This window comes from Pseudoclavibacter sp. CFCC 13796, from assembly GCF_008831185.1.
In the GTDB taxonomy this organism is placed as follows: Bacteria; Actinomycetota; Actinomycetes; order Actinomycetales; family Microbacteriaceae; genus Pseudoclavibacter_A.
Genome location: NZ_WBKD01000001.1, coordinates 1,578,755 through 1,603,426, shown reverse-complemented (window position 1 = coordinate 1,603,426; position 24,672 = coordinate 1,578,755). Strand labels below are relative to the sequence as shown.

The window sequence follows — 24,672 nt, the reverse complement described above, 5'->3', positions numbered from 1 at the left end:
AGAGTGCGATGGGACGGCCATTGAAGACAATGGGCATGCTGGGTGGCAGGGTTGCGACACTTCGCGAGCAACGCGGCCTCACTCAACATCAGCTCGCCGCTAAGGCTCACGTGTCGCGCAGCTGGCTTGCCCAGCTCGAGCTCGGCAAACCGGCGGCCAACGTACGGCTGATCATGGCCGTGCTCGACGCACTTGATGCCCACCTAGAGGTGAACGATGACTGACCGCCGACTCGACGTGCACATGGACGGCGTGAAGATCGGGAACCTACACATGTCCGGGGCTGGCAACCTGACATTCGAGTACGACACCGAATACACACAGCGGGAGAATGCAACACCATTGTAGCTGTCTATGCCAGTGTCGAAGACACGCCATAAGAACAAGGTCGTGCGATCATTCCTGCAGGGGCTGCTGCCGGACAACGCGCAGGCGCTGTCAGCCATGGCGACACGCTACCGGGTGTCAGCCAACTCACCGTTTGCACTGTTGGAGCATGTCGGACACGATGTCGCCGGGGCGCTCCAGATCGTGCAACCCGGTGAGACCGTCGAGGACAGCCTCAGTACCAGCACACCACCGAGCCCGATCAGCGACAGCGAACTCGCCCAGGCGCTCCATGAAGTGATCGACACCTACCGCAGCGGCACCCCTGCACCCGAAACACAGCGAATGAGCATCGCAGGTGCCCAGCCCAAACTCGCCCTCGTCAAGACAGAGTCCAGCGACTGGGCTGTACCCGATCGCACCCAGCCCACAACGTACATCTTGAAACCACTGCCACGCGATGGTGCTGCATTCCCGAAATCCGACCTAGTCGAACTGCTATGTCTGAGAGCACTCGCCCGAGCCGGCATACCCGCCGCCGACACCGACATCTGGGAGGCACCCGACCAGTCGGTGCGTGCGATCGTTTCTCGACGCTACGACAGGTACCAGGGCAGTGACGGAACCGTCCACCGCCGGCACCAGGAGGACCTTTGCCAGGCGATCGGCATCGACCCAGCCCACAAATACCAGAGCGACGGAGGTCCCGGGCTCGGGGACATCGCCCAGCTGTTCAGAGCCCAGCTGACAGCTGACGACTCCTTACAGGCGTCGCGTGACTTTCTGCGCGGAGTCGTCGCTAATACATTCCTGTTCAACACCGACGCACACGCCAAGAACTACTCCCTGCTGCTCGACGGAGACACGGTGAGGCTGGCACCGATGTACGACGTGGTTTCCTACGCGCCGTACATCCACGCAGACGACGACAGGAAGATCCTGTCAAGCCTGAGACTCGGCGGCACTTATGATCTTCGTCAGATCCTCCCGGAAGCGCTGGTCGAAGCCGGACGGACGCTCGGTGTGCCACGTGACGAATCCGAGCGCATCGTGGAGGACACGGTCACGAACCTCGCCGCAGCACTCGAGGCCGAGGCCGGAGAGCTCCAAGCCCTCGACGACACCGGCATTCTGGGCCGCACCGTTGAGGCAGTACAGGAGAACTCGCCCCTGTACGCAAGCGTGCGCGAGACGTTCCGGCTGCGACCACAAGCGCGCAGCTGAGCCACAGTGCGCGGATAGTCGACCCGCGAACACGAGGCAGGCCGCTACGCCTTCTGGCCGCCATCTCAGCGATCCGCCGATCTGAGCCAGTCGCACGCATGCGCAGACGCCTGATGGTCTTCACCGAGATGTTGAGGAGCTCTGCGAGTTCGTTGATGGCAGGAGTCGCTGGATGCCGGTGCCGTTCTGTCTCATGCCCCTATGCGGGCCGCAGAAGGCGCCGGAATCCAACGGGGCAAATCGGGATACTTCGGCGGGCAAGGCACGTGAGAGCAGATTTTTGTTGCCTGAGCGCATCTGCGCTCCTCTGTGACGAGGAAAGATCCGCAGGATACCGGGGCAGAACGTGGGGCGTGTGGGACTTGAACCCACGACCAAGGGTTATTTCCCGTCGCCCGTTGACTCTACCGATCAAGAGAGCCTGCCAGGCCCTCTCTCCCCTTTGTTTTACTGGCATCCAGCGGATACGCCCGCGTATACAAGGTACTGCCGATTATCCCGATTTGTCCTGATTCCAGCAACCCGAGGAAGAGTTTTTGCTGACGAAATTGCTGAGCTGATCGTCATAGTTCCGCGTAGAGCTCGGCAATGTTGCGAGCGCCGGAGTTGACGTCATCGCCGTACTGCAGGGCCTCACTGAACAAGGTGGGCTGAATGCTGGAGACTCGGCCGCCCGTCGTCTGAAGCGCAGACAGACGGATGGACCCGTGTTCGCTGACGAGCCCGGATTCCGGCGGGAAGACGAAGGCACCGTTGATGATGGGGTCGTCGCCGTCCTCGGTGATGTCGGTTGCGTAGATGATGGAACCGCGTCCGCTGCGGTCGCCGGTGAAGTTCGGGGCGTTGTAGATGAAGACTGCTGCGACCTGGTCGTGCGCGGTACCGTTGTCGATGGGGATGTCGTCGACTGTGGCACGCTCGATGCTCGGGATGGCTGCGGCAGCTCTGTGCACGCTGGACTCGAACTGCGTGGTGTGCCCGTAGCCGTCGACAGCGTCGATGACGTTCAGGCTGTCAACCCGGTAGGCCTGCTTCCTGCTGCCTTTCAACAGGACATAGTCAGTGCCGTCGATGTCCATCGCGCGCCCTTCGATCACTCGCAGTGCACCGGACTCGCCATGTGAGAGCAGGGTGACCTTGCGTTCGGTCTGTCCGCGCAGGAGCGCTGTGACCCGGTCCTGCCCCTCTTCTCCCGCGTCGACCTTCAGGAAGTTGACGAGCGCACCGGCAGCGCCATTGAGGTCACCGTGCCGGTGGCTGATCGTCATACTGTGGATTGTGTACCCGTCGGCCTCGTTCTCACGAATCATCGGGTCGAAGAGGATGGTCTCTGCTCGGCCCGCCTCCCGGTGGCAGAGCATGCCCTCGATGGAACCGCGGCCGCCGGTGCCGAGGCTGATCTCTGAGCCGGACTGGGCTTTGACTGCAAACTGGCCGCCGTGGCCGGTGCTCTGGTTTCCGCGTGGATGCTGGGTCGGGTCGAATGCGCTCATGCCCGGCATGTGCGCGGCTACTGCATGGTGCGTGTCTGGCCGTTCGGATGGTTGTCCACAAAATCGACGCCGCTCTAGCCGTACGTGATCGCGGTGTCTCCTGCTCGAGAGGATCCCGGAATCGGACTTGTCGGTACCGCCCGGTTGAGCCGTAATTCGGGCGCGGACACGAACCCGGTTTCTACATACCTGCCAGTTCGTGTGCCAATGCCGGCGCTTTCCAGCGATTCCAGCATCCCTGCATTCTCGGACCAATTCTTGACGAAGATGCACCCCTCGGCAGGGGTCGCTCCAGGAATGTTGACTGAGATGTCGGCGATTTCGCCCTCATCGTTCCAGAGGACGACGGAACCGCTGTCCTCGGTTCCGGAGAATGTCACTCGCGCATCAGGATAGGTGACGCCGTTGAGAGCGAAGTCGCCGACAAGAACTTCAGCGCCCGGTTCGATTGCGATCTCACTTGCGCTCTGCGGTTTAGCGGCGAATTGGCCGGCGTGCCCGGTCGCCTGGTTGCCGCGGGGATGCTGGGTCGGGTCGAATGTGCTCATACTAGGCATGTGGACTGCTGGCTCATCAGCGGTTCACGGGCGCCTAGCCACGATGGGGCGAAGAGCAGTCGGATGATCTCCTCCCGGTCGGCCGGCGACAGGCTGCTGTGAAGGTAGTCGCACGGGAACAGTCCACGTGCCCTGCGCTCGGCGTTCCCCTCGTGCGCCAGCCATGTGTCGAGGCGGCGAAACCAGGACCGAAGCTTCCTCTCGGTGATCGGCTGCGTCGGCGCGGCTGGAGCATGCGAGGTGACTCTCCCCGCGGCGGTACGGTGTCGTGAACCGGGCTCTATGAGGCAGTCGCCGCCCCGCCAGATCGCTTCTGCGATCACCAACGGGCTTCCCGATCGTCTTGAAGTGCTTGCCTGAGGTTGGCCGCTGCGTTGTCTCTCGTGAGCACAACTGGGCACCCGGGGCTCTCCTGCCGGAGCCCGCCGAACCGGATGGCACCCTCCGGGTCGGTGTCGTACAGGTCGAAGTCCTCGTAGTCGTCGACGACGACCCTACCCAACGCGTCGTAGACGGTTGCGTCGCACACGCTCACATAGTCGCCGTTGTCGTCGGTGTAGATGTTGAACTCAACGGAGTCGGCTTCGGGGTACTGCTCTTGGAGAGCCGCGAACGACTCGGCAGCGACTGCGGCAGCTGCTGTATGCTCTGTCGCCCATGCGCGTTGCTTCAGGTCGGAGCGGATGCGGCCGTCTCTGGCGCTCAAGATCAGGTCGTCGTCATCGTCGGTGACTGCTGGGCCATCTTGGATTTCCTGCACCTGGGCTGCGAGGTCCGCGAGTCTGACGACACCAGACATGCGCCCGTCGCTGTCGTTGTCCCAGTCGGTGACGAGGCCCATTTCCTCCAGTACGTTCGGGTCGCGCTCCGCCCACGTGAACGGCACACCACGAGCGATCATTGCACCACCCGCGTCTTGGACGTCGACGTACGGGCCGACGCCGGGGCTCACCGGGTCGTGGTTGATGCCGACAGTGAGTGCTGCTGCATTCGGATGCTGGGCGAGGACTCGTCGTGCACCTTCTGCCATGGTCAGTGCCGACAGCTTTCGGCTTGCCTCACGAAGCTCCTGGGCTGCCAGAACGGCGGTCGTCGTCGGCAGGGGGAAGGAGATCGGGGGTTGTGCGAGGGAGACTTCCCCTGCACTGTGAGCTTTCTCTGCGAACTGTCCGGCGTGACCTGTGGTCTGGTTCCCTCGTGGGTGAAGTTCAGAAACGAATGTCGTCATGATTGTGATGTGTGCTGCTGTGCTTCGTAATGCTGGTCTATCAGGGAGCGCAGGTAGAACGTGAGTCCCTCGTCCTCTCTGTCGACGAGCCCGAAGTCGATCAGCTCCGCATCGCTGGCGCAGCCGTTGCTGAGCGTTGCCGTACCGACCCGGTTCCAGCGTTTGTCGAGCAGCCTCACACTGTCACCGGTGGTGCGAACCGCGTAGCGGGCCTCGGGGTGCTGCCGGATGATGTCGGATGCCTGTTCGGCGAGTGCGCGCAGGCTGGGTTGGCGCTGCCGTTCGAAGGAGCGTTCACTTGCCTCGAGCGCTCGACCGAGACGAAGCTCAGCTGGAGTGTGCTCCGTGGCTCTGAACTGACCGGCGCTGCCGCGTGGGTGCTGCGCCGGATCGAATGCGCTCACGACCGGGTCTCTTTCGCGTGGGCGTGCTCACGCCACGTGGCCCAGAGGTTCTCCGGGAGGTCGCGGGCACTGTCCAGATGCAGCTGGTCAACGACCTCATCCGTGTAGACGGACTGGTCGATATGGGCGAGCAGGTCGTCTGTGGGCTCCGCGGGGATGTAGCCGCGAAATTGGTCTTGATTGATCATCTGGTCGATCAGGTCGAGAGCGATCTTCTCTCGCTGCTCCGGTGGAGGCGGGGTCGTAGACGTGCAGGCGACTCCTGTCGATACGAGCCGCTGTTCGGTGACCCCACCCTCTCTGAATGTGGGTTGGGCGCCGGAGAATGCCAGCCATGTGTCGTTGCGGATGGGCTGGTAGAAACGGAGATCGGTCACCCCGAGCTGCTCCGGGGTCTTCCATGCCCTGTCCCCCGGTCGAGCCATCTGGTGCAGGCGGTAGCGCCCGTCGGAGTGGCAGTTGGACACTTCGAGAACAGTGCCAGCCTCGAACTGTTCGAGCAGGCCCACGAGGGCGTGGGAGGTGGCTCGGTCCTGGAGTTCCCCGTCGATGAGCTGGCCGGCGTTCGACTCGGCAAGCGCGCTTAACGCCTGTGGCCGGCGTTCGACCGGCACGCCACTGTAAGCCTCATCCAGAGCCGCCTGCCCGACGATGTAGCGAGTGTCGTCTTCGATCCTCTCGCGGGTGATGCGGTCCGCAGAGTCGGCGCTCAGACCCGATCCGTAGTCGGCGACCACTCTCGCGTACTCTGCTCGGAGGCCGGGGCCATCAGGCTGGACGATATTGATCTCACTTGCGCTCTGCGGTTTAGCGGCGAATTGGCCGGCATGGCCGGTGCTCTGGTTGCCGCGCGGATGCTGGCTCGGGTCGAATGCGTTCATGCCTGAGGTTGTGTGCGGCTCAACCGTAGTACTCGCCGGTCTGCTGACGCAGTGCTTCCTGAGCTTCTTGATGCCTCCTGCTGGCCTCCAAAACTCTGGTGACGTGACCGGCCATGCGGGCGACTTCCTCCGGATGGTCGTCGAGTACCTGCTGGTATCGCTGCTGCTTCTGCGAATCGTCACCGTACAGGGTGCGGACTTTGCCTTGAGTGTCGACTGCGAGCCTGAACGCCCGTGAACCGTCGGCGTTACTGCCTCCCACCGCCGTCCCGTAGGCCCGGCGAAGCTGGCCGTCTACCCGTGCTGTTCCGATCACCGATACCCCGTTGAACCTGACTTTGTCGTAGTCGCTCACTCCCCTGTTGTCTTCGAGTTCGGCGAAGATGGCTCTACCGTCCTGCTCGAATGCGGTGACCGCTTCGAGGTGCTCCGCCCCTGCCGCCCAGATGGCCGCACGCTGCTGGACGACGGCATCATCAGAGATCGGCCCGACGAATCGGTAATGCTCGTCGCTGGCGTCAGACAGACGGACATCTTCACCACGGGCATTGACGAACGCCCCTTTGGCCTCCCCTGTCGAGATGATGAAGTCGTCGGTGCTCGCCTGCTCAGCCGGCACATCAGCGGGGAGGAACGCGAGGCTCGGCCCCCAGTTCTCGCGGTTCATGTAAAGCCCGTGATAGCTGCTCGTGGACAGTGTGGGCGGGTCCTGCAGGAACCGTGACTCCAGCTCGGAGGCCACGTCATCCGGCGCGCCGCCCAGACTCACGTCAGCGGTGCTCTGAGCCTTGGTGGCGAACTGTCCGGCGTGCCCGGTCGATGTGTTGCCGCGTGGGTGCTGGGCTGCGTTGAAAGTGCTCATGACTCGATATGTGAGCTGCCTACGACGGCCGCATTACGCGGGTCAGTAGGAACCGTGGCCAGTTGTGGGGGCGACCGCAACCCCGCCCGGACGCCATGCCCCCGAGCCAAGCCGGCGGTCTACCGCCTGCCGAACGTCCTGCTCCTCAGCGGCGAGACGGTCGAACCCCAGACTGTCCGCGAAATCCTCTATCGCACGATCCGTACGCACGTCTACCCCTCCGCCCACGCCGTTCGCGCTCTGCACGTGCAGGTACCCGTCGTCGGGGTCAGCGGTGAGAGTCAATGCCGTGACCCCGGGGTGCTCTGTCTTGAGCTTCGCCACGGCCAGGTCGGCGACCGCGTCAGCGACTGACTCGCTTGCCTGCTCGACCACGGTCTCAGCATGCTGGACCCTCGTGGACTCTTCTTCAACAGACGTGAACGGGACGACTGGCATCACAATGAAATCGTCGAACCCAGAAACGTGTGTCGTCGAATATGTCGCCAGATAGGCAGCGGCATCGGACGACACCGCCCGCTGGTCGCAGTCCTCGTCGCAGCCGATGGTCTGGTTGAGCGTGTCCTGAAGCTCTTCGGCGCTCGGGTGCTCCTCGATGGGGTGCCAGTCAGGTACCGTGCCAAGGTAATCGGTGATCTCGAACCGTTCATCGTCTTCTCGGCTGCGAACGATCCTGACCGCAGACAGCCTCGGGTCTATCGCGTGGAGACGTATCGAAGCCAGTCGACCGTATTCGAGCCCACGGCACGCACGAGCGTAGTCGTGGCGCTCCCACGCAGCCGCTACTGCTTCCTCACGGTCAGCCCGTGTGAGACCGATCTCACTGGCCGACTGCGCTTTCGCTGCGAACTGGCCGGCGTGGCCGGTCGCCTGGTTGCCGCGTGGGTGCTGGGTCGGGTCGAATGTGCTCATACATGGGCTTGTGCGCGGCTCAAGAGTCGTCCGGGTCGACTCCGGCCACCTCACACAGGTGCCGGTATTTTTCCTCGTCGCCGCTGTATTCGTCGGTCTCTGGGTTGCAATTGAAGATGTCGTTGTCGTTCATGGCGACCCTCACATTTCCTGTGCCTTGCTCACCCCAGCCTGTGTCAATGGCGATGACCGGGCTTGCGTCTCGCCCCATCCAGGCGGTGATGCTCAGTCTCTGCTCGTCAGGGAACACGATCTCACTCCCTGTCGATTGGGAGGCGTCAAGGATCGTCGATTCTTGGGTCCGTATGGAGTTTTCGCCAGGGGCCCTATCGACGGAGACGGTGAACATTTTCTGGACCATGTCCTGGGCGCCCATGAACATTGGGGAGTTCGCCAGGAAGCGCCTCTCCTCGGCATCTGTGATCCCGATTCGATCGAAGAAGGCTGCTGGTGTGTCTGCCTGCGCGACAATGTGTCGCTCGTTGCGGCCCGCTGTCCGGTACGCCGTGATCGAAGTGACATTGCCGTTGTGATCGTGTGACACACTGACAGACCGAATGTCAGGATGCATCTCAGTCAGGAGCACTCCGGTATAGGCGTTCCGAGCCGAATCCAGCTGACTGCGTGCATGGACGAAAGCGTCTCGGTAGCTCTCCCTGCGGTGCTGGCGGAAAGCTTCACGCTCCTGCTCCAGAGTGGTCAGAGAGACTTCGCTGCTCGTCTGAGTCTTCGCTGCGAACTGGCCGGCGTGGCCGGTGCTCTGGTTGCCGCGTGGGTGCTGGGTCGGATCGAATGGGTTCACAGAAGGACTCCGTTCTCAGATGCGGGCTCGATGTCGTATCTTCCTGACGGCACCGTCATCAGATGCCCGTCGGAGAGGGATTGGAGGTGGAATCCGCTCGTGCGGGCTCCGGCCGCTGGGATCAGGCCGGCTTGTGCCAGCCGCTCGCGCTCGTCGGAGAGTGTCGGGATGAACATGCGCTGGAGCCAGCCGGGCCTATGCGATCGTCTTCCGCCCTTCGTGATGCGCTTTGCGACTTCGGCGGGCGACTCGACGCCCCGCCCGATGACCGCGAAACGGTCGCCGTCGAGGAGGATGGTTTCCCCGACTCGGGGACTTCGATGCGTGCCTGTGACCGTCATGCCTGGTATGTGCGCGGCACCGGACGGTTCGCTGTTCGGCGGGTCCGCGCACACGGCTTGGTACGCCACTCGTGATTGGAGCATCATGGCGCAGCAGTACGAGGTCACAGTCGCCTTCGAGCAGACGGCAACCGTCACGGTCGAAGCGGAGTCAGCTGTTGAGGCGGCGGCTCTTGGACGGGCTCAGCTCGTCGACGGATGGACGATCAGGTCAGAGCAGGTCACCGGGCTCGCCACTGCACGAGCAGCGCAGTCAGAGGGTGAGCTGTCCGCAGCCGCCTGACGTCGCATAGGCGTTCTATGTCAACTTCCGAGGAGAGGGGCCGCAGCATGCGCACTGGCAACGGTACGGCCATGGTGTTCGTTCTCCGAACCGAGCACCATGTGGGCCAGCAGGTCACCCGGGAGGACGCAGTCGACGCGGCGGTGCGTGGGATGCTCATGATCCTTGCGGATCGACGGCCTGAGGTGATCGCTGCAGTTGAACACTGGGTGGATGGACCGTTCGCGAAGATCGTCAAACGCGCACGGGGGAAGGGATGGGAACAGATCGAAACGATCGACTCACTCCTGAACGCTCATGTTCGGGTTGGAACCGCAGAGATGATCGTGTTCTCCCCCATGGCGCTCGAAGAGCAGCCTCCAGCTGTCAGATCAGCGCAGGTCTCAGGACTGAAGTTGGAGTCCGGCTGTCGACCGCCGGTACCAGGCGGGCTCGTCATGCATGTCAACGATGCGCTTGGAATGACGACCGGGAAGATCATCGCGCAGGTCTGCCACGCTGTACAGGTGTTCGTCAGCGCTCATCCGCGACGGACGAGACTCTGGCTCGACGCAGGAGGCCACATCAACCTCGTCAACGGCATCACTTCCGGTGAGCACAGCGTGGTCATCACTGACGCTGGACACACAGAGATCGATCCGGGTTCGGTCACTGTAGTGGTTGATTGACCACCGTCTACAGTGGTTCACCGGGGAGGGACGGTCCTGCCCCGGAAAGGCTCGACGTGGCTGACCCACTCTCCCCCAGCACGATTCTCGCACTGGCATTGCACTCCCAGCCCAAGTCCTACTGCATCATGCTGGGCTCCGGCGCTTCTCGCGGTGCTCTGGTGAAGACAGGATGGGAGGTAACGAAGGATTTGGCCCTCGAAGTCGCCTGTGCCAAGTACCCAGAGCGGGTGGAGCAGCTCCGAGAGGAAGCTAATAGCCCCGATTGGGCAGGGGCTTGGTGGAAGGACACATTCAGCGAGGAACTGGGGTATTCCCAGGTCATAGAGAAACTCACCAGCAACCCAGTGGAACGACGTGACAGGCTCAGCAAGTACTTCACGAACACGGCTGAGGGCGAACTGGCAAAACCAAGCATCGCCCACGAGCGGATCGCACGCATGGTGAAAGCCGGGTACATCACGACGATCGTCACAACGAACTTCGATCGGCTCATCGAGAAAGCTCTGGAAGACAACGGCGTCTCTGACTACCAGGTCATATCCACTGAGGCAAAGGCGACAACAGCCCTGCCTCTCAGTCGTGGGCGAGTGACCGTGCTGAAAGTCAACGGCGACTACGCAGACGACACTGTGCGCAACACAGTGGGGGAGCTTAAAGCTGAATATCCAGAACATCTTTCCCAGGTGATCTCGCAGGCGTTCAACGACTTCGGCGTCATTATCTGTGGATGGTCAGCCGACTGGGACATCGAGCTCCGAAAACTGCTCGAATCGGGCTGCGGACGCTACGGTCTCTACTGGGACAGCAGAAGCTCCAAAGGTGACCCTGCGAAGGCGATCATTCAGAACGCCAATGGTAACGTCATTCAGACAGAAGACGCGGACCACATGTTCGCTGAACTAGACGACAGTCTTCAGGCTCTGGAGAGAATGCAGGTACCACAGCTGACGACCGACTTGGCAGTCGCAAAGCTCAAGCGCTACCTTCCTGACCCTCTTCACCGTATCGAACTGTATGACTTGGTGATGGGCGAAGCCGATCGGGTCATGGACTGGGTGGACCAGTCTGGAGTACTTTCCTCCGCATCTGAATCTGTCCAGCAACTTGAGAATGCATGGGAATCATGCCTAAGTCGTTGTCAGACTCTTCATAGATTGGTGATCGCAGGCGTATGGCACGATAACGGGAGCCTTGACGAGCTGTGGCTTCAAACGTTGCAGAAGCTAGCGGACAGGTCTGTCCTACGTGAAGGAAGCACCGTTGTCCGCGCCCCTTTCCGCAAATGGCCGAGCTTTCTTCTGCAATCGATCATTGGTACATTAGCCAGCCTCACCGGGCGAGAAGAACTGTTCATTAAATCTGAGACGGAGTTGACGGTCCAAAACGGCCTAGGTGAGGCTCTCCCCTTCGAGTTGGCATTGTCTCAAACGGATTGCCTCCCGAGTGACACTGTGAAAGCCTTCGCAAGCGGCAAATATAGTCGAAGAAACTATCCTGTAGATGAGCTCCTGCTCGACTCCCTGCAAGGTTTGTTCAGTGATTTCGTCGCATCTCCAGAACGAGTACGGAACGCGGTCATTGATCGATTGTACCGACACGCACTTATAGTCAGTCAAGGCCCTGCATCAGATCTTCATGGGTACGTAGAGAACGGCCTATATATATCGAGACATGCCGGCTGGACGCGTGATGAACCCAAACGCCCATTCTCTCAGGATAGGTTCACTGAAAAACTCGATGAGGAGGGACGGCGGTCATGGGAAGCATACCTTGGTAAACCTATCTCTGACGGGGTCGAAGGTCTGCGTGATTCGTTAGTAAAGAATAACTACCCGAATCAGCCCTACTGACATCCCCGATATTCAACCTGAGTTTCACGACCGGCAGAGAACCGGTCTCGTGTTCGATTCGTCGGAGGTGAGGTTTCCCTCTCGGTCGATGTACCAGGTGGTGCGGTTGACGTCGTCGGAGTATCCGATCAGCTTCCAGTCCTCGACTTGGGAGAAGCTCACTGGCCAGCTGAGACTGTTTCCTCTGGCGTCGAGCGCTGAACCCACATCCGTGCAGACGTGGACGCCGGCTGGGAACGTTGACTTGTCGTACACCCCGGTTCGACCGTTGAGTACCTCGCCGAGTGTCTGTTTGTCGCTGCTGCGTGTCGCCTTCGCCATGCTCAGCTGGTCGGACGCGTAGGTGAGGGAGGCTTTGACCTCGCTGTTGTGCTTGTAGGCGCGGAAGCCTAGGAACGAGGGTACGGCGACGGCGGCGATGATCAGGCTGATCGCAATGACCGTGATGAGCTCTGGCAGCGTGAACCCGTGCTCTGACTTGTCGTCAGTTCTGGTCAGGTGTGGCATCGACGTGCTCCGTTTCGGGCTGGGTGGGCTGTGGAAGGTCGTCGGTGTTCACCTGGTCGGTGTCATCGTGGACCGGGTCGATCGCCCCGTTCTGGTCGATGGTGTGGCAGGTGGAGCCGAGGCAGCCGGTGACTGTCCAGCTGGTCAACGAGTGCACGGGGGTGTCTTCTGGCGTTGCCGTGTAGGTGACATCTGCCGGTTGGTCGTAGGCGACCAGGATCTGTGGGATGGTCATCGACTGGTCGTCATTGTCGCCCTGGCCGGTGACCACGTTCCCATGGGCGACGCGAAGTGCGTCGATCACCCGCTGGTCCGCTGCGGCTGCCTGATGCCCACTGACCGCAGCGACTACGCCGAAGCCCAGCCCGACAAGGAGGGCGGCACCGGCAGCGCAGCATGTGAGCGTCTTCGGCAATCGATTCATGTGTGTCACACCCATGGAACTATGCGGAGGACCAGCACAGGGCCGGGAGCAATGGCAAGCTCACCGGCCCTGTGCGGTTGGTCAGACGGAGTGGCGCCTACCAGTTCTCGCTGATCTTGCCCGACTGATCGACGTTGAACTTGTACTCGATGGTGGTGCCGTCCTTCGAGAAGCCGGCCTTGATCTTGTACCCGGTAGAGGTCACATCGGTCGCGGCCGGTGCGGAGAAGACAACCTGCCCTTTCGCCGTGCTGGTCGAGTAGCCGGCGCTGGTGATCGCGGAGTTGATCGCAGCGGTGGTCAGGGCCTTCTCGATCGAGTCGGCGGCGAGCTGGTTCTGCACAGACTGCAGGGCCGACTTCACCGACGAGCGCCGGGCGTTGTCCTGCTGGCCCAGGTAGATCGGGATTGCGATGGCTGCGAGGATCAGGAGGATCACGACCACGATCAGCAGCTCCACGAGGGTGAAGCCCTGCTCGCCGTGTGCTCGTCGTACCTGCCAGTCGCGGAGCCGCTGCTCCATGCGCTTATGTGTCTTCATCGGGGGTGATGCCTTTCTTGTCTCCGGCTCTGACCGGTCAACGAAGACATATGCGTAGCAGGAGTCAGCCGATCTGAAGATCCCCCATCCTGTCGGTGATGGTCTTCCACGCCTGACCTCTCGCCTGCGAGAGGACACCGTCAATCGGTTGGTCGACGAGTCGTGCGGCCACGCACCCTAGGGCCACAGCGTCGGCGATGTTGTTGTCGTTGATGTCCACGTCTGGGAAGCGGCGGACCATGGCTGCGATCATGGCGTCCTTGTTCGCAGTGCCCTTCCCCGTGGCGTACTTCTTCAGCGTCGCAGGCGGCACTTCAGCGACCGTGACACCGCTGCTGAACAACGCGGAGACCACCGACCACCACAGCCCAGACCGGTCATGGGCGTGACCGCTGAAGCTGCGGTACGCGGGTGACTCGATCGCAACCAGCACCGGTGTGCCCGTCCAGTCGAGGATGCGTTCGGCCATGAAATGAAGCCTCCCCGACCGTTCCGACAAAGTCGCATCCGCAGAGCCCGAAGAACCGATGCGCTTCACCTCGAGGCCGCCCTTAACCACACGGGCGAGGCCAGTGCCGGTGAGGCTCAGATCAAGACCGACGACCGTCTTTGCAGCGCTCATTCGGCACCTCCGTCCAAGATCGTCGACAGCTTCAACGGAACTCCCCGGAACCGCACGTTCTTCGAGCGTCTGATCTGCACCGACACCCGGTCGTTGGCCTGCAGATGGTTCTGGTAGTGCGGGTGCACGAGCTTCTCCGTGTACAGGTTGCGGAAGATGGTCGACCCGTCAGACCCGTGCCCGATGGTGGGGTCGAAGCGGAGGGCGAGACTCGCGGTCGGCTTCTGAACGATGAGGGCCACACGCTCATCGGTGTCGTCCGGTGACTCGGCGACCACCCCGATCATGTACCGCCCACGGGGACGCCACTCCCCCTCCGGTGTGCGCATCCAGCCGAGCTGGGCGTTGCCGGCGCTTGCATCGCCTCCGAGTGGCGGGGTCCCGTCGCCTGCAGCGCTGTCCAAGTAGGCCTCACCGGACAGCAGCATCCCCCGGATGCTTTCCACCAGCGTGGCGCCCGGCGAATGCAGCTGCTGGCCGAGGGCGTTGCTCGCAGTCAGGTCGCCGAGCGCTTGGAACAGGGTGTCCTCGCCTTGAGCGCTCACCGCCGCAAGTTCGCGGTCGAGACCGCCGACCCACGCCATCAGGTGAGCGAGCGCCTGCAGACCGATACCGAGGTCGGCTCCGATCTTCGCCTTCCTTGCCACGTTCGCGGGGTTCACGCCTTTCGCCTGCATGCGCTCGCGGTACTGGTCCTCCACGAGGGAGCGGATCTCCTTGAACGTGTGCACCGTGTCCTCCCAACCGTGGGCTGTCTGCAGAGCCACATGCTGGAGGTACTGGACGAGGGCACCGGCGAGCGTGGCGGGAGCCGGGTTGGTGTCTCTGAAACCGCTGACCTCCTCGACGAGGTGACCGTTCGCCCCGTCGCTGAGCGACCCGTCTCCGAACGTGACCTCGAGAGTGCGGTCGCGCACGCTGCGAAGTTGGGCGTTGTTCTCCGCGGTGAGCACCAGGAGGGCTTTCGGCGTCCGGGTCTTCGCGAGCCCGCCGTTGCCGTTGCCGCGCTGCCGCGACGCAGAATTGTGAATGGAGCGAATCAGGTCGGCGATCTTCGACGACTGCTCGTCAGCTTTCCGACGGTCGAGCGTCGGGGCGATGTCGTCGACGATCCACAGGTTCGCCTTCGACACGGCGATCTCCGTCGCGAACGCGGTCGAGTTCGCCCCTGACGGCAGGCTGTTGTTGTCGAACAGCCCGGGTGCCGCCTGATGGAAGCTTGCGATCGCTGACGCCGTCCACGACTTGCCCTTCCCCGGAGGGCCCTGCAGGTAGACCACCGAATGGGTCTTCACCGGGACGTACGGTCTCAGGCCCGCTGCCAGAACGACTGCCGCGGTTCCACGGTCGGACCAGACGCCGCTGAAGACGTACTGGGCGAACACGTCGCGGACCGCGCGGCGAACATGCTCCTTCCACTCTTCGCTGCCGACCTCCCCCTCCGGCAGCCTCAGTCCGAACCTGCTCGCCCCGGGCAGGTCCACTTCGGAGACAGCGGAGATGACCTTCCGCTGGTCCTCGCCGATCGGGGTGACGACTTGGTTGCCTGCGATGAACGCACAGTAGTCGGCTCCGGGTACGGGGACCCAGCCGAGCGTGTCCCATGCGGTGACCACCTGGGTGTCAGCGGCGCGGTGGGCTTTGACCGCGTTGAGCCATTCGCGTCCCTCTTTCGCCGGCGGGAACTCCGGGATGGAGAAGACATCCATCGGGAGGTCCACACCGCTCTTCGGGCGCGCCCAATCCCGTGGCTCCTGATACGCGATCACCTGTGCAGGGCCCTCCACCTTCACTGACTTCGGGTCGCCGGACACCGGGTCGATCCAGCCGAGCTCCAGCACCGCGGTCTTCTCCAGCTCTGGGCTGTCTTTCGGGGCCCACCCGCGCTCGTAGACACCGGATTCGATTTCCGTGCTCGTCGGGCTTCGCTTGGAGATGAGGCGATCCATCCGGCCCGCGAATGGGAAGCGGTCGCTCCAACGGAATGTGCCGGTGCTGCCCCCGAACTCGGACTGGACTTCGTGGCAGACCTGCACTTTGGTGCCGGCAGGCTGTGAGTCGGACGAACCGGTGACCCGCCAGGCACCCTCCTTGGCGACCACGTCGTCTTTCGGACGGGCGGGCAGGTTCTGCTGCAGCCGGTCGTAGGCGACCAAGTCAGCCCAGTCGCAGTACTTCGCGAGAGCGTCGTCGATGCCGAGTTTGCCTTTGCCGCCGGCCTGTACGTCAGCGAGGTTCGCTTCGGCGAGGTCGACGTACGCTACGCGTGCACCGCGGTCCGAGAGGAACGTGGTCAGCCGGTCCAGCTGCGTCCACACGTTGATGTTGGTTGCCGCGTCGGCGTCGAACGCGAGCACGGTCTGTGTGTCTTTCAGTGGGATGGCGGAGAACTCGAGGGCGTTGCGGTGCCAGTTGCCGACACCGACGAGAGCGAGCACGAGTGTCCGCTGTTTGACCGGGACGGCTTCCATCGCTTCAGTAAGCGTGACCCGCGATGCCTCCGGCAGCCCGGATGATGCGAGGATCTCTGGATCGACGTCCGCGGCGTTCAACATGGCGGTCACAGCAGCATCCGCTTTCAGGATGCCCTCGGTGACCATGATCCGTGCCGTGCCGCCGGGTTCGAACCATGACTTCGGGGTCGCCGGGTGCACATCGATCACCGAGGGGTCACCGAGACGCAGCTCATACTTCGCTACTCGACCATCCTCGAACGTGCGCGGTCTCGTCGGACGATATTGGAGCGCATCGAAATGCGGCTGACGACCCGCAGACACATCCTCCAGCACCCGGTCGACCCGGAACCACGGCATCACCATCGCACCAGTGTCGGCGACGCATTCCCGCAGCTGCCGAGCGGTCTTCGTGTTCCCCGGCCCCATGCCTTTGTCTGTCACGAACGTCTTCACGGCATCCTGCTGCAGCCAGCTGTACCCTCGGGCTGCCGCAACCAGCGGAGCGACGGCCGAGTCGGCGAGCTTCAGAGCACCGGAGTCAGTCACGTTCGGTGAATACTGGTCAGGGCCATACGCGGGATTGCTCATGCGTCAACCTATGCGGGCTCATCCTCCAGAGGGCGGAGCAGGAACTGTGTCGCCTTGCTGGCGTCGTGCAGCGCCGCCTGCACCTCTTTCTGCGGATCGGACTGGTCCCGCCGCTGCGCCCACCCCTGCAAGTAGCTGGCACTGTTGCTCGGCTCGTACCCGCACCCGGTCTCACCGGCGATGAGGAATGAGCTGAGCTCCGCGACCAGCTCCTCGCGCGCGTACTCGTGCCCGCCGAACCCGTCGTGGGTGCCACGGTCCAGTCGCGAGGAGTGCCCGGTCCAGTGGGACAGCTCGTGGAAGGCCGTCGAATAGTAGCCGGTCTCGGAGTCGAACTGCTCCTTGTTCGGGAGAGTGATCGTGTCCGACCCCGGTACGTAGAACGCCTGCGACTGGTCCTGGTGGACGATGTGAGCACCGCTGGCTGCGATCAGAGCCTCACCGGTGCCGGCGTCCTCCCACGTGCGCTCGCGCTCGACACTGCCGGGCATGGCTGGCATGTCGTCGATCTCCTCAGCGTTGAACACTGTCGCAGTCGATGCGAACGCACCCGTGATCGGGCGCCCCTTCTCATCGAGTTTCGGGGTACCGTCGGCGTTCTTCCGCTCGAAGGGCTTGTAGATGAGGATGCGCTCCCCCTTCGCGCCCTGCCTGACCTTCGCACCGGCTTTCTTCGCCTGGTTGAACGTGACCCATCTCGGATCCGTGAACCCTCGATCGAACCCGCGGACAAGCAGCCACAGGCTGTTCTGCCCCGAGTAGGGGCGACCGGTTGAACCGTTCACCGCACGACGGCCCTGCAGAGCGCCGGGCTGCCACGCTTTCTGCCACGGAGCGGTGCCCTCCTGCATGCGCGCGAGAATCTCGGTCGCCACCTGCTGCTGGAACTGCTGGGTCTTCGATGGTTTGCTTCCCCCAGCGGAAGCATCAAGGGTGACTTCGGCTTTCGTCTGATCCTTGATGTCGAAGCTGCCGGGGGTTCCCCTGCCCGGTGCTCGCCCGCGATCTCTGCCTCTGACTGCCGTGGATGCCATACCGTCAGTTGTGGACGGCTCAGCCTTCTGCGTCGACCAGAGGGTCGAAGACCGTGTCGGGTGTGTCTTCGGTGAAGTGCTCGTCGGCAACCACGTCCACCGCCTCCTGGATGATCTCTTCAGCGCGCTCAACGATCAGGGCGCGCTCATCCATGTCGATCTGACCGAGCACTTCGGACGTCAGGAGGTCGGCGACATCGTATGGTCGTCGCATCGTCTCCAGAGCCACCAGCGCGGCCAGCGCCTCATGTCGTTGTTCACTCATCTGCCGGTCCTTCACTCAGGCGTTTCATGCCTGTGAAGTATGCGTGCGAGACCCCGCGCACAGCACAGGTGTCGGTCGCCGCATAGGTGATCGACAGGCCGGCCGCCTCGCGTTACCCCCTTGGCGTGAGGCGGCCGGTTCCCACCCGGGGCCGAAAGGTTTCGACAGGCACAACTGAACAGCGACCGCGAGCCGAGGAATGACGGACACCTCGTGAAACATGCCGTCACCCGATAGACGCCAACCAGAAGCGTTCAGACTTCGCCCTCGCGGTGTGAGTCCGGGGCCACAGCGGAAGTCTCCGCCGCTGTGAACCCGTCATCCACGGAGACTGAGACCCCGACCGTGTGCTACCGGAGGGCGGGGCGAGACAGCACCGGCGGCGAAGCAAGCGGCACCAGTCCGCTCAGGTGACTGGCCGCCCAAGACTCATACCTGAGACACGCTCGTAGACGTCGGTGTGATGCGGTGCCTGGACGCGGGTTCGATTCCCGCCGGCTCCACCTCTGAGGGAATGTCGAACTCTGACACTTCTCCCTTTCTTATGTGTCTCGACGAGGTGCTCGTGGGCGATCTGTGCACCGTCGTTGAAAAAACACGACGCGATGGTCAGAGCGATGCCCCCATCTGGCGTTCTCGGATCGACTTGCGCACCAGCTGCGCGCAAGGGGCGATGATCGCCAGCATCGCCCGGTCCTCCTTGGTCGTGACTTTCAGCTGCGGCGTGTTGACGAACTTCACCACGGCACCCTTGGCCGCCAGCTCGTCGACGATCGTCAGCAGGATGCGGGTGTTGCAGGCCAACCGGTGGATCGACTCCACCCGGACCACGTCGCCCTCGTCGGGGGACTTGACCGCCTATCTTCGGTACCTAACGCGCTAGATCTGCCATGGTGCTAGCTCTTCCATCCACGTACAGCAGGTGTTGAACGTCGACCAAGCGGCGGCTTCGCGTCGGGTAATGTATAGCGCGTGACGTCAATTTCTAGCGGGGCCGATGAAGGCATCCGATCCGTGAGCGACTTGTTGCGGCAGCTAAAGCCGATCACAGCTGACGGTCGAGAGGTTTGGTATCGAGGACATCGAGATGCGACTTGGCAGCTGGAGCCGTCGGCATTCCGAGAACAGCGCCATCGCACAACAGAGAAGGCGATGCTTGCGCGGTTCCGGCAGGAGGCTGCAGCGGCGGGTGTCCAATATGCCTTCGACGAGTGGGGGTGGATAGTTTTTGCGCAACACCATTCGCTGCCGACTCGGCTCCTCGATTGGTCCCAGAGTCCCTTGGTCGCCCTGTACTTCGCATGTGAACGCCTTCGAGACTCTACTGGAGTAGAGGCCGATGGAGAGTTCTTTGTGATGCACCCTCACGCGTTGAACGAGGAAGCTGGGGACAATAATGGCGGGCATCCTAGGCTTCTCGCAGAGAGTGATAAGAGGCTGAACGAGTATCTTCCAGGGAACGATGGGGAGCATTCCTGTAAGCCACGCGCCGTAGTTGCTCCAATGCTATTTGATCGGATCCGGATGCAGAACGGAACCTTTACCGTTTCCCAGGTTCCCAACGGAAGTGATGAACCTGAGCCATTAAGAGTGGCTGCTGCGATCCAGGCTTTCACTGTTCCTGGCGATGCGAAAGAAGGCATGAGAGAAGAGCTTGAGTCACTGGGATTCAACGAGGTTTCAATCTATCGAGATCTAGATCGAGTAGCGCGCCGCATAAGCGTCGGGCATGGACGGGGGCTGGTGTGAGAATCCGTACCGAACTACTTGCAGGTATCGGCATCGCCAGGTTCCGGCGTATGCGTGAGGTAGTTGACCTAGACCCTCCATATCAGAGGGAGAGTGGCGTATGGGGCGACGCCGCTCGAAGCATGCTCATCGATTCCATCATCAATGGTCTCGATATTCCTAAACTGTACTTTGAGGCGCTCAGGTCCCGGAGACTTGGGCCTGAGGGCCTTGCCTATCAGTATGCGGTGATTGATGGGAAACAGCGGCTTGAGACGATTCTCGGCTTCCTTGCTGACGAGGTTTCACTTCCAGAGGACTTCATCTTCTTTGAGGATGACAGCGTCAACGCAGAGAGGCTCACTCTCTCGGAGCTTCGCGATAGGTATCCGATCCTGGCGCGCAGATTTCTCGATTTCGAACTGCCTATCGTAGAAGTTGTGAGCGATAGTGGCGATTTGATCGAGGAAATGTTCCAACGGCTCAATGCTTCGATGTCGCTCAATGCGGCGGAGCGCCGTAACGCGCTTCAGGGGCCAACGCGCGACGCGGCCAACTCACTAGCTGAGCATAGGCTTCTGGTCCAGTGTTCTCCTATTCGCAGTGCACGGTATAAGTACCGGGAACTCGGCGCAAAATTCTTGGCAATCGAGCAACAGATTGCTACTCGTAACAAGATCTCGGACACCAAAGCTGCCACGCTCTACAACTTGTTCACCGCAACGCGGGGAAGTTCTCCACGAGTTTCTTCTGAAGCTATGGAAGCCTACCGGGCTCGCGCGGAGGGGGTTCTTGACGGAATGGTCGAGGTGTTCGACCCTGAAGATCGACTCCTTGCCTCAATAGGGACTGTGGTTGTCTACTACCTCGCGTTCAGAGATCCACGATTTTCGAGCACTGTAGGTCGCATGAAGCTGGTGAAGTTTGAGGAACTCAGGCACTCGGCGGCACAGATGCCTGAGACGGATCCAGAATATGCGACCCAAGCGAATTCCAGACTCCGCGAATACAACGGTCTGGTGCAATCCACGAACGATGGCAGCGCGCTTCATCGACGCGCCGAGATACTCAGCGCATTCGTGTTGGGCTACTCAGAAAGCGCCCCGCTAAACGGATTAGAACTTGCGGAAGAAGGCGAACTCCCCTTGGTCGACGAATCTGATGAGGTCTAGCAGGCCTTAGACGGGGAAGGGCGACCTATCGGTGTCTCTCTCTGAGATACTGGGCGGCATCGGCGGCGATTCGGTCCGCTGCCCCAGCCTCTCGTGCAGTCAACTTAGTTGCCCAGCCTCGACCAGGATGAAGGGTGTCCCACTGAGGCACCAGCCCGCTGTGCCGCCCTCTTCCCGGGTCGTGGTTTCCAAACCCGTCGACCATCGCGTTCCAGACCGGCCGAGTATCGCGTATCAGGGCTGATTCACCCAGTGCGATCCAGATGTCGTCGACGACTATCCATCGAGCGTGGAAGTCTGCGCTATCAAGATTTGTCGCTGCCTCGACGCTCTTGGCGTGCTGACCGAGTCGACTCCATACCGCCGTGTTGTTCGGGTCCTGTCCGACGTCGAGCCCCTGACGCCCGCCCTTAGGAACTGCCTTCCCGACATAAATCGGGAGTGACCACGCACCGTCGGCGTTACGTTCGCGGACAATCTCATAGGCAGGGAAGTCACCGGTGTAATAGATCGCATAGACGCCGGCACCACGGAAGCGTGGGATACCGGCAAGGGGGACCGGAACGGTATCCATAAGTCGATTCACGATCGACTCGGCGAGGGAATCCATGGCCAGCGGGTTGAAGCTCTCGTTGCTCACGACACCATCCTCAAGTGCCGGCCCTCGGCTACCAACTGGTCGGCTCGCTGGCGCGCGTCTGCGAGAGCCAGGTGCTCGCGCACGGACAGCGCAACAGTCTCGGCCAACATGACCGGCACCGCATTGCCTAACTGGCGCATGGCCTCGCTCCACGGGCCGTGCAGGATGTACGAGTCAGGGAAAGTCTGCAGCCTCGCCGCCTCGCGAACAGTGAAGTAGCGCACGGTTCCGTCGGGTCGCCGCAGCATGTTCTCGCCGCCAGGGACGCCGTGGACGCCCGCCTTGAGCGCCTTGGCAGGTGCATCTATATAGGACCCGGTGTGCCCGGGATAGGAACGAGCCCCGTGCTGGATGACGTGGTTGAGAACCGACCTGCTTCCAGGTCGAGGCAGATCGGAGATGGCATCCCTGACGGTCCGCCACGGTCTCATACCCAGATCCTGCGTGGAGGCTGCCGACCGGATGCCGTGTTGCTGGCTTTTCGCCACGCTGTGGCGGTCCCAGTACTCTCCGCTGTCCTGAGATTGGCGAAGTGCGCCTGCCGAGTGCGTCGGCTTGGGGAATGACCACTCTGCATCGAGGTCTGACCGGAAACCCACAATGAAGACGCGCCACCGTTGTTGTGGCACTCCGTAGTCGGCGGCGTTCACAAGTGTTGGGAGTACCTTGTATTGGAGATCGGAACGCACGCTTGTGTGCTCTGCCTGGAGTCGTGCATAGTGGTCGCCCCAAGTCTCGCCGCCTCTCGACACTAACTCGGGATGGGCGAGACGGAGCTGGATGTAAGAGAAATAATCAGTGAATGCAGTCCGTGTGAGCCCGCGGACGTTCTCAACGATGAAGGCACGTGGCCTCAGTTGGCGGATCACCTCAGCGGTGGCGGGGAACATGTCGCGCGAGTCGTCCGCAGCACGCCCGCGCCCGCCAGCGCTGAAGGGCTGGCACGGAGGCCCGCCGGATACGAGGTCGACTCCCTCCGGGACGCCAGCCCAGTCGATGTCCCGGACATCGCCCTCCTGGACATCAACGTCGGCGACGAGTTGATGCCCCGCACGCTTGTTCTCACGCACGGTGTCACAGGCCCAGCGGTTCCACTCTGCCACCACTTCGGTGCTGAACCCTGCAAGGTGGGTACCGAGAGCCAAACCACCTCCGCCCGCAAACAACTCCACACTTCTCACGAAATAACCTTACACTCTCCTTGGCCTGAACATGGCACTGTGTGAGGCGCGTCTTCTTCTGACTCTGCCGCGCAACAGCGGGCCTCGGGGGCCCTCCTGAGAGCAGCGCGGCGGTATAACCGTGTCCATTCACACGAGCAGGAATACCTGCCGTGCGCACGACCCTCCACCATGAGGAGGTGCTGCCATGATAATCACACCATCTGCCACCGACACGACGCCGAGGGCTTGGACCGACTGTTTGGCCTACTACAACAGGGGGACACCTACCAGCGACTGGTTCGACGCTGAGATCGCCGACGAGGTTGTCCCGGCGACCGTCCACGGCATCCACATTCGCACGGATGGGCACGACGAGCTCTGAGTTCTCGACCACGAGAATCTGCGCGTGACGGCAACCATGGAGCTTCGCCAAGCTGCTGGACCACTGGAAGAAGAAGCACGCCGCAACATGCTTCATTCCAGTCACCACAGATGGGCCTGGAGAGCATCTGAGGCTACAGGATCACGTCTGGCTCGGCGAAGGCACCAGATTCGGACTATTCCTCGATGCATTGCAAGAGGGAACCGTCTATTACGACCCCGGGATCAAGGCGACGCTTGACCTCGACGCTCAGGTCTGGAAGTTCAAGCGCCGCAACCAGTTTCGTACGGCGGGCAAAGCTCTCGGCGGCCTCTACCGGAGTTTCGAGCGGGTGGACCTCAGCTGAGACGCAGTCAGACCGCCGGTGCCTAGGACATCGCGGCGATCTGACTGCGCGTGCTTCAGCCGCGGCGTCTCACGAGTGTCATGGTGGATCCGCCTGCAACCAGCAGTGCAGCAGCGCCGATCCCGATCCACAGCCCTCCAGGATCGCCACCGGTCTGTGCGAGCTTGGTGTCGGAGGCAGCGTCGGTGAGTACTGCTGCATCGCCGCTCTGTGCAGGTGTCGCCGATGCACCCTGAGCATCATCGTCAGATGCCGCGGGGACTGTGCCCTCGTCGCTTGAGCTGTCGTTGTCGCCGGGGGTAACAGGCACAGCTGGGTCGGTGGGGTCGACAGGACTATCGCCCGGGTCGGTGGGATCCTCGGGATCGACCGGCGTAGCAGGATCACCGGGGTCGGTGGGGTCGACGGGCGTGACAGGGTCCGTGGGATCGGTGGGTGTCTCCCCCGGATCAGTCGGGTCGGTGCCGGGGTCAGGGTCCGGCGTTGCATCCTGCACAACGGTGACGTCGGCGGTGGCGAGCACTTTCTCGGTGGTGTCGCCGTCGAGACGGACTTTCAGGTGGTTCGCCCCGACATTGAGTTTGCTGAGGATGGACGTTTCATCTGTGCCGACGACCGCGGCCAGCTGAGCGAGCGTCGGGTTGTTCGGGTCGAGGTCTCCTGCCTTGGCGAGGTTGATCTTCAAGCCTGACAGGATCGGTGTGCTGGCGTCCTCGAGGTAGATGCTGTAGCGGTGCTTCTGCGTGACGAGGTCTCCGGCCGCATCGTTAATGAGGCCGGAGTCCGCCCACGAGAACGACTCCACGGTGCGGGCCGATTCGGCCGCTGCCGTCACCGATGTCTCTGCATGGGCTGGTGCGGTCTGCAGTGACGTCTGGGAAGAGAGAAGGGCACTGGCGGTCACCGCCAGTGCGGCCGTCAGCATAGCGATGCGTCGGGTCGGTGTCTGTTTTGCGAAGGCTTTCATGT

General features: G+C 62.2%; 28 protein-coding genes, 1 other RNA gene and 2 pseudogenes. 11 read left to right on the top strand and 20 right to left on the bottom strand.

All coding sequences use genetic code 11. From position 1 onward, the window contains the following. Nucleotides 1–8 precede the first annotated feature (8 nt). The 3 genes and pseudogenes from F8O07_RS07195 (at nucleotide 9) to F8O07_RS07185 (ending at nucleotide 1,551) form a co-directional block, all read left to right on the top strand. Nucleotides 9–224: a helix-turn-helix domain-containing protein gene (locus F8O07_RS07195; protein ID WP_158031403.1), complete on the top strand. Its 216-nt coding sequence runs from the start codon at nucleotides 9–11 to the stop codon at nucleotides 222–224. Further along, nucleotides 217–522: pseudogene (locus tag F8O07_RS10695) on the top strand (HipA N-terminal domain-containing protein); the annotation flags it as partial. The gene F8O07_RS07195 and the pseudogene F8O07_RS10695, both read left to right, overlap by 8 nt. A 150-nt stretch (nucleotides 523–672) precedes the next feature. Continuing rightward, complete coding sequence (locus F8O07_RS07185) at nucleotides 673–1,551, top strand: HipA domain-containing protein (RefSeq protein WP_225733258.1); 879 nt, start codon at nucleotides 673–675, stop codon at nucleotides 1,549–1,551. 563 nt (nucleotides 1,552–2,114) lie between these two features. Here the strand turns inward: F8O07_RS07185 and F8O07_RS07180 are convergent. From F8O07_RS07180 to F8O07_RS07140, 9 genes are all read right to left on the bottom strand, one after another. Beyond that, complete coding sequence (locus F8O07_RS07180; RefSeq protein ID WP_158031400.1) at nucleotides 2,115–3,044, bottom strand: hypothetical protein; 930 nt, start codon at nucleotides 3,042–3,044, stop codon at nucleotides 2,115–2,117. Nucleotides 3,045–3,118: 74 nt separating this feature from the next. Then, entirely contained in the window at nucleotides 3,119–3,592 is a 474-nt protein-coding gene (locus F8O07_RS07175; protein ID WP_158031399.1) for a hypothetical protein, read from the bottom strand. A 328-nt stretch (nucleotides 3,593–3,920) separates the two neighbouring features. After that, nucleotides 3,921–4,631 carry a hypothetical protein gene (locus F8O07_RS07170; RefSeq protein WP_158031398.1) on the bottom strand — a complete coding sequence of 237 codons (711 nt, stop codon included), beginning with the start codon at nucleotides 4,629–4,631 and terminating at the stop codon, nucleotides 3,921–3,923. A 194-nt stretch (nucleotides 4,632–4,825) separates the two neighbouring features. Continuing rightward, nucleotides 4,826–5,233, bottom strand: coding sequence for a hypothetical protein (locus F8O07_RS07165; protein ID WP_158031397.1), 408 nt, complete (start codon nucleotides 5,231–5,233; stop codon nucleotides 4,826–4,828). Continuing rightward, a complete protein-coding gene (locus F8O07_RS07160; RefSeq protein ID WP_158031396.1) occupies nucleotides 5,230–6,114 on the bottom strand; it encodes a hypothetical protein in 885 nt (294 codons plus the stop codon). Before F8O07_RS07160 ends, F8O07_RS07165 begins: the two co-directional genes overlap by 4 nt. A gap of 19 nt (nucleotides 6,115–6,133) precedes the next feature. Further along, entirely contained in the window at nucleotides 6,134–6,976 is an 843-nt protein-coding gene (locus F8O07_RS07155) for a hypothetical protein (RefSeq protein WP_158031395.1), read from the bottom strand. Between the two features lie 42 nt (nucleotides 6,977–7,018). Continuing rightward, entirely contained in the window at nucleotides 7,019–7,888 is an 870-nt protein-coding gene (locus F8O07_RS07150) for a hypothetical protein (RefSeq protein ID WP_158031394.1), read from the bottom strand. Nucleotides 7,889–7,907: 19 nt separating this feature from the next. Then, nucleotides 7,908–8,690 carry a hypothetical protein gene (locus F8O07_RS07145; RefSeq protein WP_158031393.1) on the bottom strand — a complete coding sequence of 261 codons (783 nt, stop codon included), beginning with the start codon at nucleotides 8,688–8,690 and terminating at the stop codon, nucleotides 7,908–7,910. Further along, nucleotides 8,687–9,031: a hypothetical protein gene (locus F8O07_RS07140; protein ID WP_158031392.1), complete on the bottom strand. Its 345-nt coding sequence runs from the start codon at nucleotides 9,029–9,031 to the stop codon at nucleotides 8,687–8,689. The genes F8O07_RS07145 and F8O07_RS07140 overlap by 4 nt, the downstream gene beginning before the upstream one ends. Nucleotides 9,032–9,116: 85 nt before the next feature. Here F8O07_RS07140 and F8O07_RS07135 point away from each other — a divergent pair, with 85 nt between their 5' ends. Genes F8O07_RS07135 through F8O07_RS07125 form a run of 3 tightly spaced genes read left to right on the top strand, consistent with a single transcriptional unit; the run spans nucleotide 9,117 to nucleotide 11,835 of the window. Further along, the gene (locus F8O07_RS07135; protein WP_158031391.1) at nucleotides 9,117–9,314 is read left to right on the top strand and encodes a hypothetical protein; all 198 of its coding nucleotides are present in this window, start codon (nucleotides 9,117–9,119) and stop codon (nucleotides 9,312–9,314) included. 47 nt (nucleotides 9,315–9,361) lie between these two features. Next, on the top strand, nucleotides 9,362–9,982 hold the full coding sequence (locus F8O07_RS07130; protein ID WP_192496689.1) for an aminoacyl-tRNA hydrolase: 621 nt from the start codon (nucleotides 9,362–9,364) through the stop codon (nucleotides 9,980–9,982). A gap of 56 nt (nucleotides 9,983–10,038) precedes the next feature. Next, nucleotides 10,039–11,835, top strand: coding sequence for an SIR2 family protein (locus F8O07_RS07125; protein WP_158031389.1), 1,797 nt, complete (start codon nucleotides 10,039–10,041; stop codon nucleotides 11,833–11,835). A gap of 24 nt (nucleotides 11,836–11,859) precedes the next feature. Here the strand turns inward: F8O07_RS07125 and F8O07_RS07120 are convergent, their stop codons facing one another. From F8O07_RS07120 to F8O07_RS07090, 7 genes are all read right to left on the bottom strand, one after another. Further along, a complete protein-coding gene (locus tag F8O07_RS07120) occupies nucleotides 11,860–12,342 on the bottom strand; it encodes a type II secretion system protein (protein ID WP_158031388.1) in 483 nt (160 codons plus the stop codon). Then, nucleotides 12,320–12,766: a hypothetical protein gene (locus F8O07_RS07115; protein ID WP_158031387.1), complete on the bottom strand. Its 447-nt coding sequence runs from the start codon at nucleotides 12,764–12,766 to the stop codon at nucleotides 12,320–12,322. The genes F8O07_RS07120 and F8O07_RS07115 overlap by 23 nt, the downstream gene beginning before the upstream one ends. A 97-nt stretch (nucleotides 12,767–12,863) precedes the next feature. Beyond that, nucleotides 12,864–13,307 carry a prepilin-type N-terminal cleavage/methylation domain-containing protein gene (locus F8O07_RS07110; protein ID WP_225733210.1) on the bottom strand — a complete coding sequence of 148 codons (444 nt, stop codon included), beginning with the start codon at nucleotides 13,305–13,307 and terminating at the stop codon, nucleotides 12,864–12,866. A 64-nt stretch (nucleotides 13,308–13,371) separates the two neighbouring features. Further along, nucleotides 13,372–13,929 carry a crossover junction endodeoxyribonuclease RuvC gene (locus tag F8O07_RS07105; RefSeq protein WP_158031386.1) on the bottom strand — a complete coding sequence of 186 codons (558 nt, stop codon included), beginning with the start codon at nucleotides 13,927–13,929 and terminating at the stop codon, nucleotides 13,372–13,374. Continuing rightward, nucleotides 13,926–16,973 carry a hypothetical protein gene (locus F8O07_RS07100; RefSeq protein WP_192496688.1) on the bottom strand — a complete coding sequence of 1,016 codons (3,048 nt, stop codon included), beginning with the start codon at nucleotides 16,971–16,973 and terminating at the stop codon, nucleotides 13,926–13,928. Before F8O07_RS07100 ends, F8O07_RS07105 begins: the two co-directional genes overlap by 4 nt. 8 nt (nucleotides 16,974–16,981) lie before the next feature. Further along, complete coding sequence (locus F8O07_RS07095) at nucleotides 16,982–18,007, bottom strand: ArdC family protein (RefSeq protein ID WP_158031384.1); 1,026 nt, start codon at nucleotides 18,005–18,007, stop codon at nucleotides 16,982–16,984. A 19-nt stretch (nucleotides 18,008–18,026) separates the two neighbouring features. Continuing rightward, nucleotides 18,027–18,272, bottom strand: a complete 246-nt coding sequence (locus tag F8O07_RS07090; RefSeq protein WP_158031383.1) for a hypothetical protein — start codon at nucleotides 18,270–18,272, stop codon at nucleotides 18,027–18,029. Between the two features lie 147 nt (nucleotides 18,273–18,419). On the opposite strand from F8O07_RS07090, the gene ssrA reads away from it, so the two are divergent. Then, nucleotides 18,420–18,778, top strand: a transfer-messenger RNA (tmRNA) gene (ssrA, locus tag F8O07_RS07085). Nucleotides 18,779–18,881: 103 nt separating this feature from the next. On the opposite strand, the gene F8O07_RS07080 is transcribed toward ssrA, so the two are convergent. Beyond that, nucleotides 18,882–19,103 carry a recombinase family protein gene (locus F8O07_RS07080; protein ID WP_158031382.1) on the bottom strand — a complete coding sequence of 74 codons (222 nt, stop codon included), beginning with the start codon at nucleotides 19,101–19,103 and terminating at the stop codon, nucleotides 18,882–18,884. Between the two features lie 141 nt (nucleotides 19,104–19,244). Here F8O07_RS07080 and F8O07_RS10850 point away from each other — a divergent pair, with 141 nt between their 5' ends. Further along, complete coding sequence (locus tag F8O07_RS10850) at nucleotides 19,245–20,021, top strand: FRG domain-containing protein (protein ID WP_158031381.1); 777 nt, start codon at nucleotides 19,245–19,247, stop codon at nucleotides 20,019–20,021. Between the two features lie 50 nt (nucleotides 20,022–20,071). Beyond that, complete coding sequence (locus F8O07_RS07070) at nucleotides 20,072–21,172, top strand: DUF262 domain-containing protein (RefSeq protein ID WP_158031380.1); 1,101 nt, start codon at nucleotides 20,072–20,074, stop codon at nucleotides 21,170–21,172. A 25-nt stretch (nucleotides 21,173–21,197) separates the two neighbouring features. On the opposite strand, the gene F8O07_RS07065 is transcribed toward F8O07_RS07070, so the two are convergent. Both F8O07_RS07065 and F8O07_RS07060 read right to left on the bottom strand, forming a co-directional pair. Continuing rightward, the gene (locus F8O07_RS07065; protein WP_225733209.1) at nucleotides 21,198–21,812 is read right to left on the bottom strand and encodes an Eco29kI family restriction endonuclease; all 615 of its coding nucleotides are present in this window, start codon (nucleotides 21,810–21,812) and stop codon (nucleotides 21,198–21,200) included. Next, the gene (locus tag F8O07_RS07060) at nucleotides 21,809–22,984 is read right to left on the bottom strand and encodes a DNA cytosine methyltransferase (RefSeq protein ID WP_225733257.1); all 1,176 of its coding nucleotides are present in this window, start codon (nucleotides 22,982–22,984) and stop codon (nucleotides 21,809–21,811) included. The genes F8O07_RS07065 and F8O07_RS07060 overlap by 4 nt, the downstream gene beginning before the upstream one ends. Nucleotides 22,985–23,180: 196 nt before the next feature. On the opposite strand from F8O07_RS07060, the gene F8O07_RS07055 reads away from it, so the two are divergent. After that, nucleotides 23,181–23,357, top strand: a complete 177-nt coding sequence (locus tag F8O07_RS07055) for an antirestriction protein ArdA (RefSeq protein WP_158031378.1) — start codon at nucleotides 23,181–23,183, stop codon at nucleotides 23,355–23,357. Between the two features lie 49 nt (nucleotides 23,358–23,406). Then, nucleotides 23,407–23,703, top strand: a pseudogene (locus F8O07_RS07050) (MvaI/BcnI family restriction endonuclease); the annotation flags it as partial. A 55-nt stretch (nucleotides 23,704–23,758) separates the two neighbouring features. On the opposite strand, the gene F8O07_RS07045 reads toward F8O07_RS07050, so the two are convergent. Continuing rightward, nucleotides 23,759–24,670, bottom strand: coding sequence for a hypothetical protein (locus tag F8O07_RS07045; protein ID WP_158031376.1), 912 nt, complete (start codon nucleotides 24,668–24,670; stop codon nucleotides 23,759–23,761). Nucleotides 24,671–24,672 lie beyond the last annotated feature (2 nt).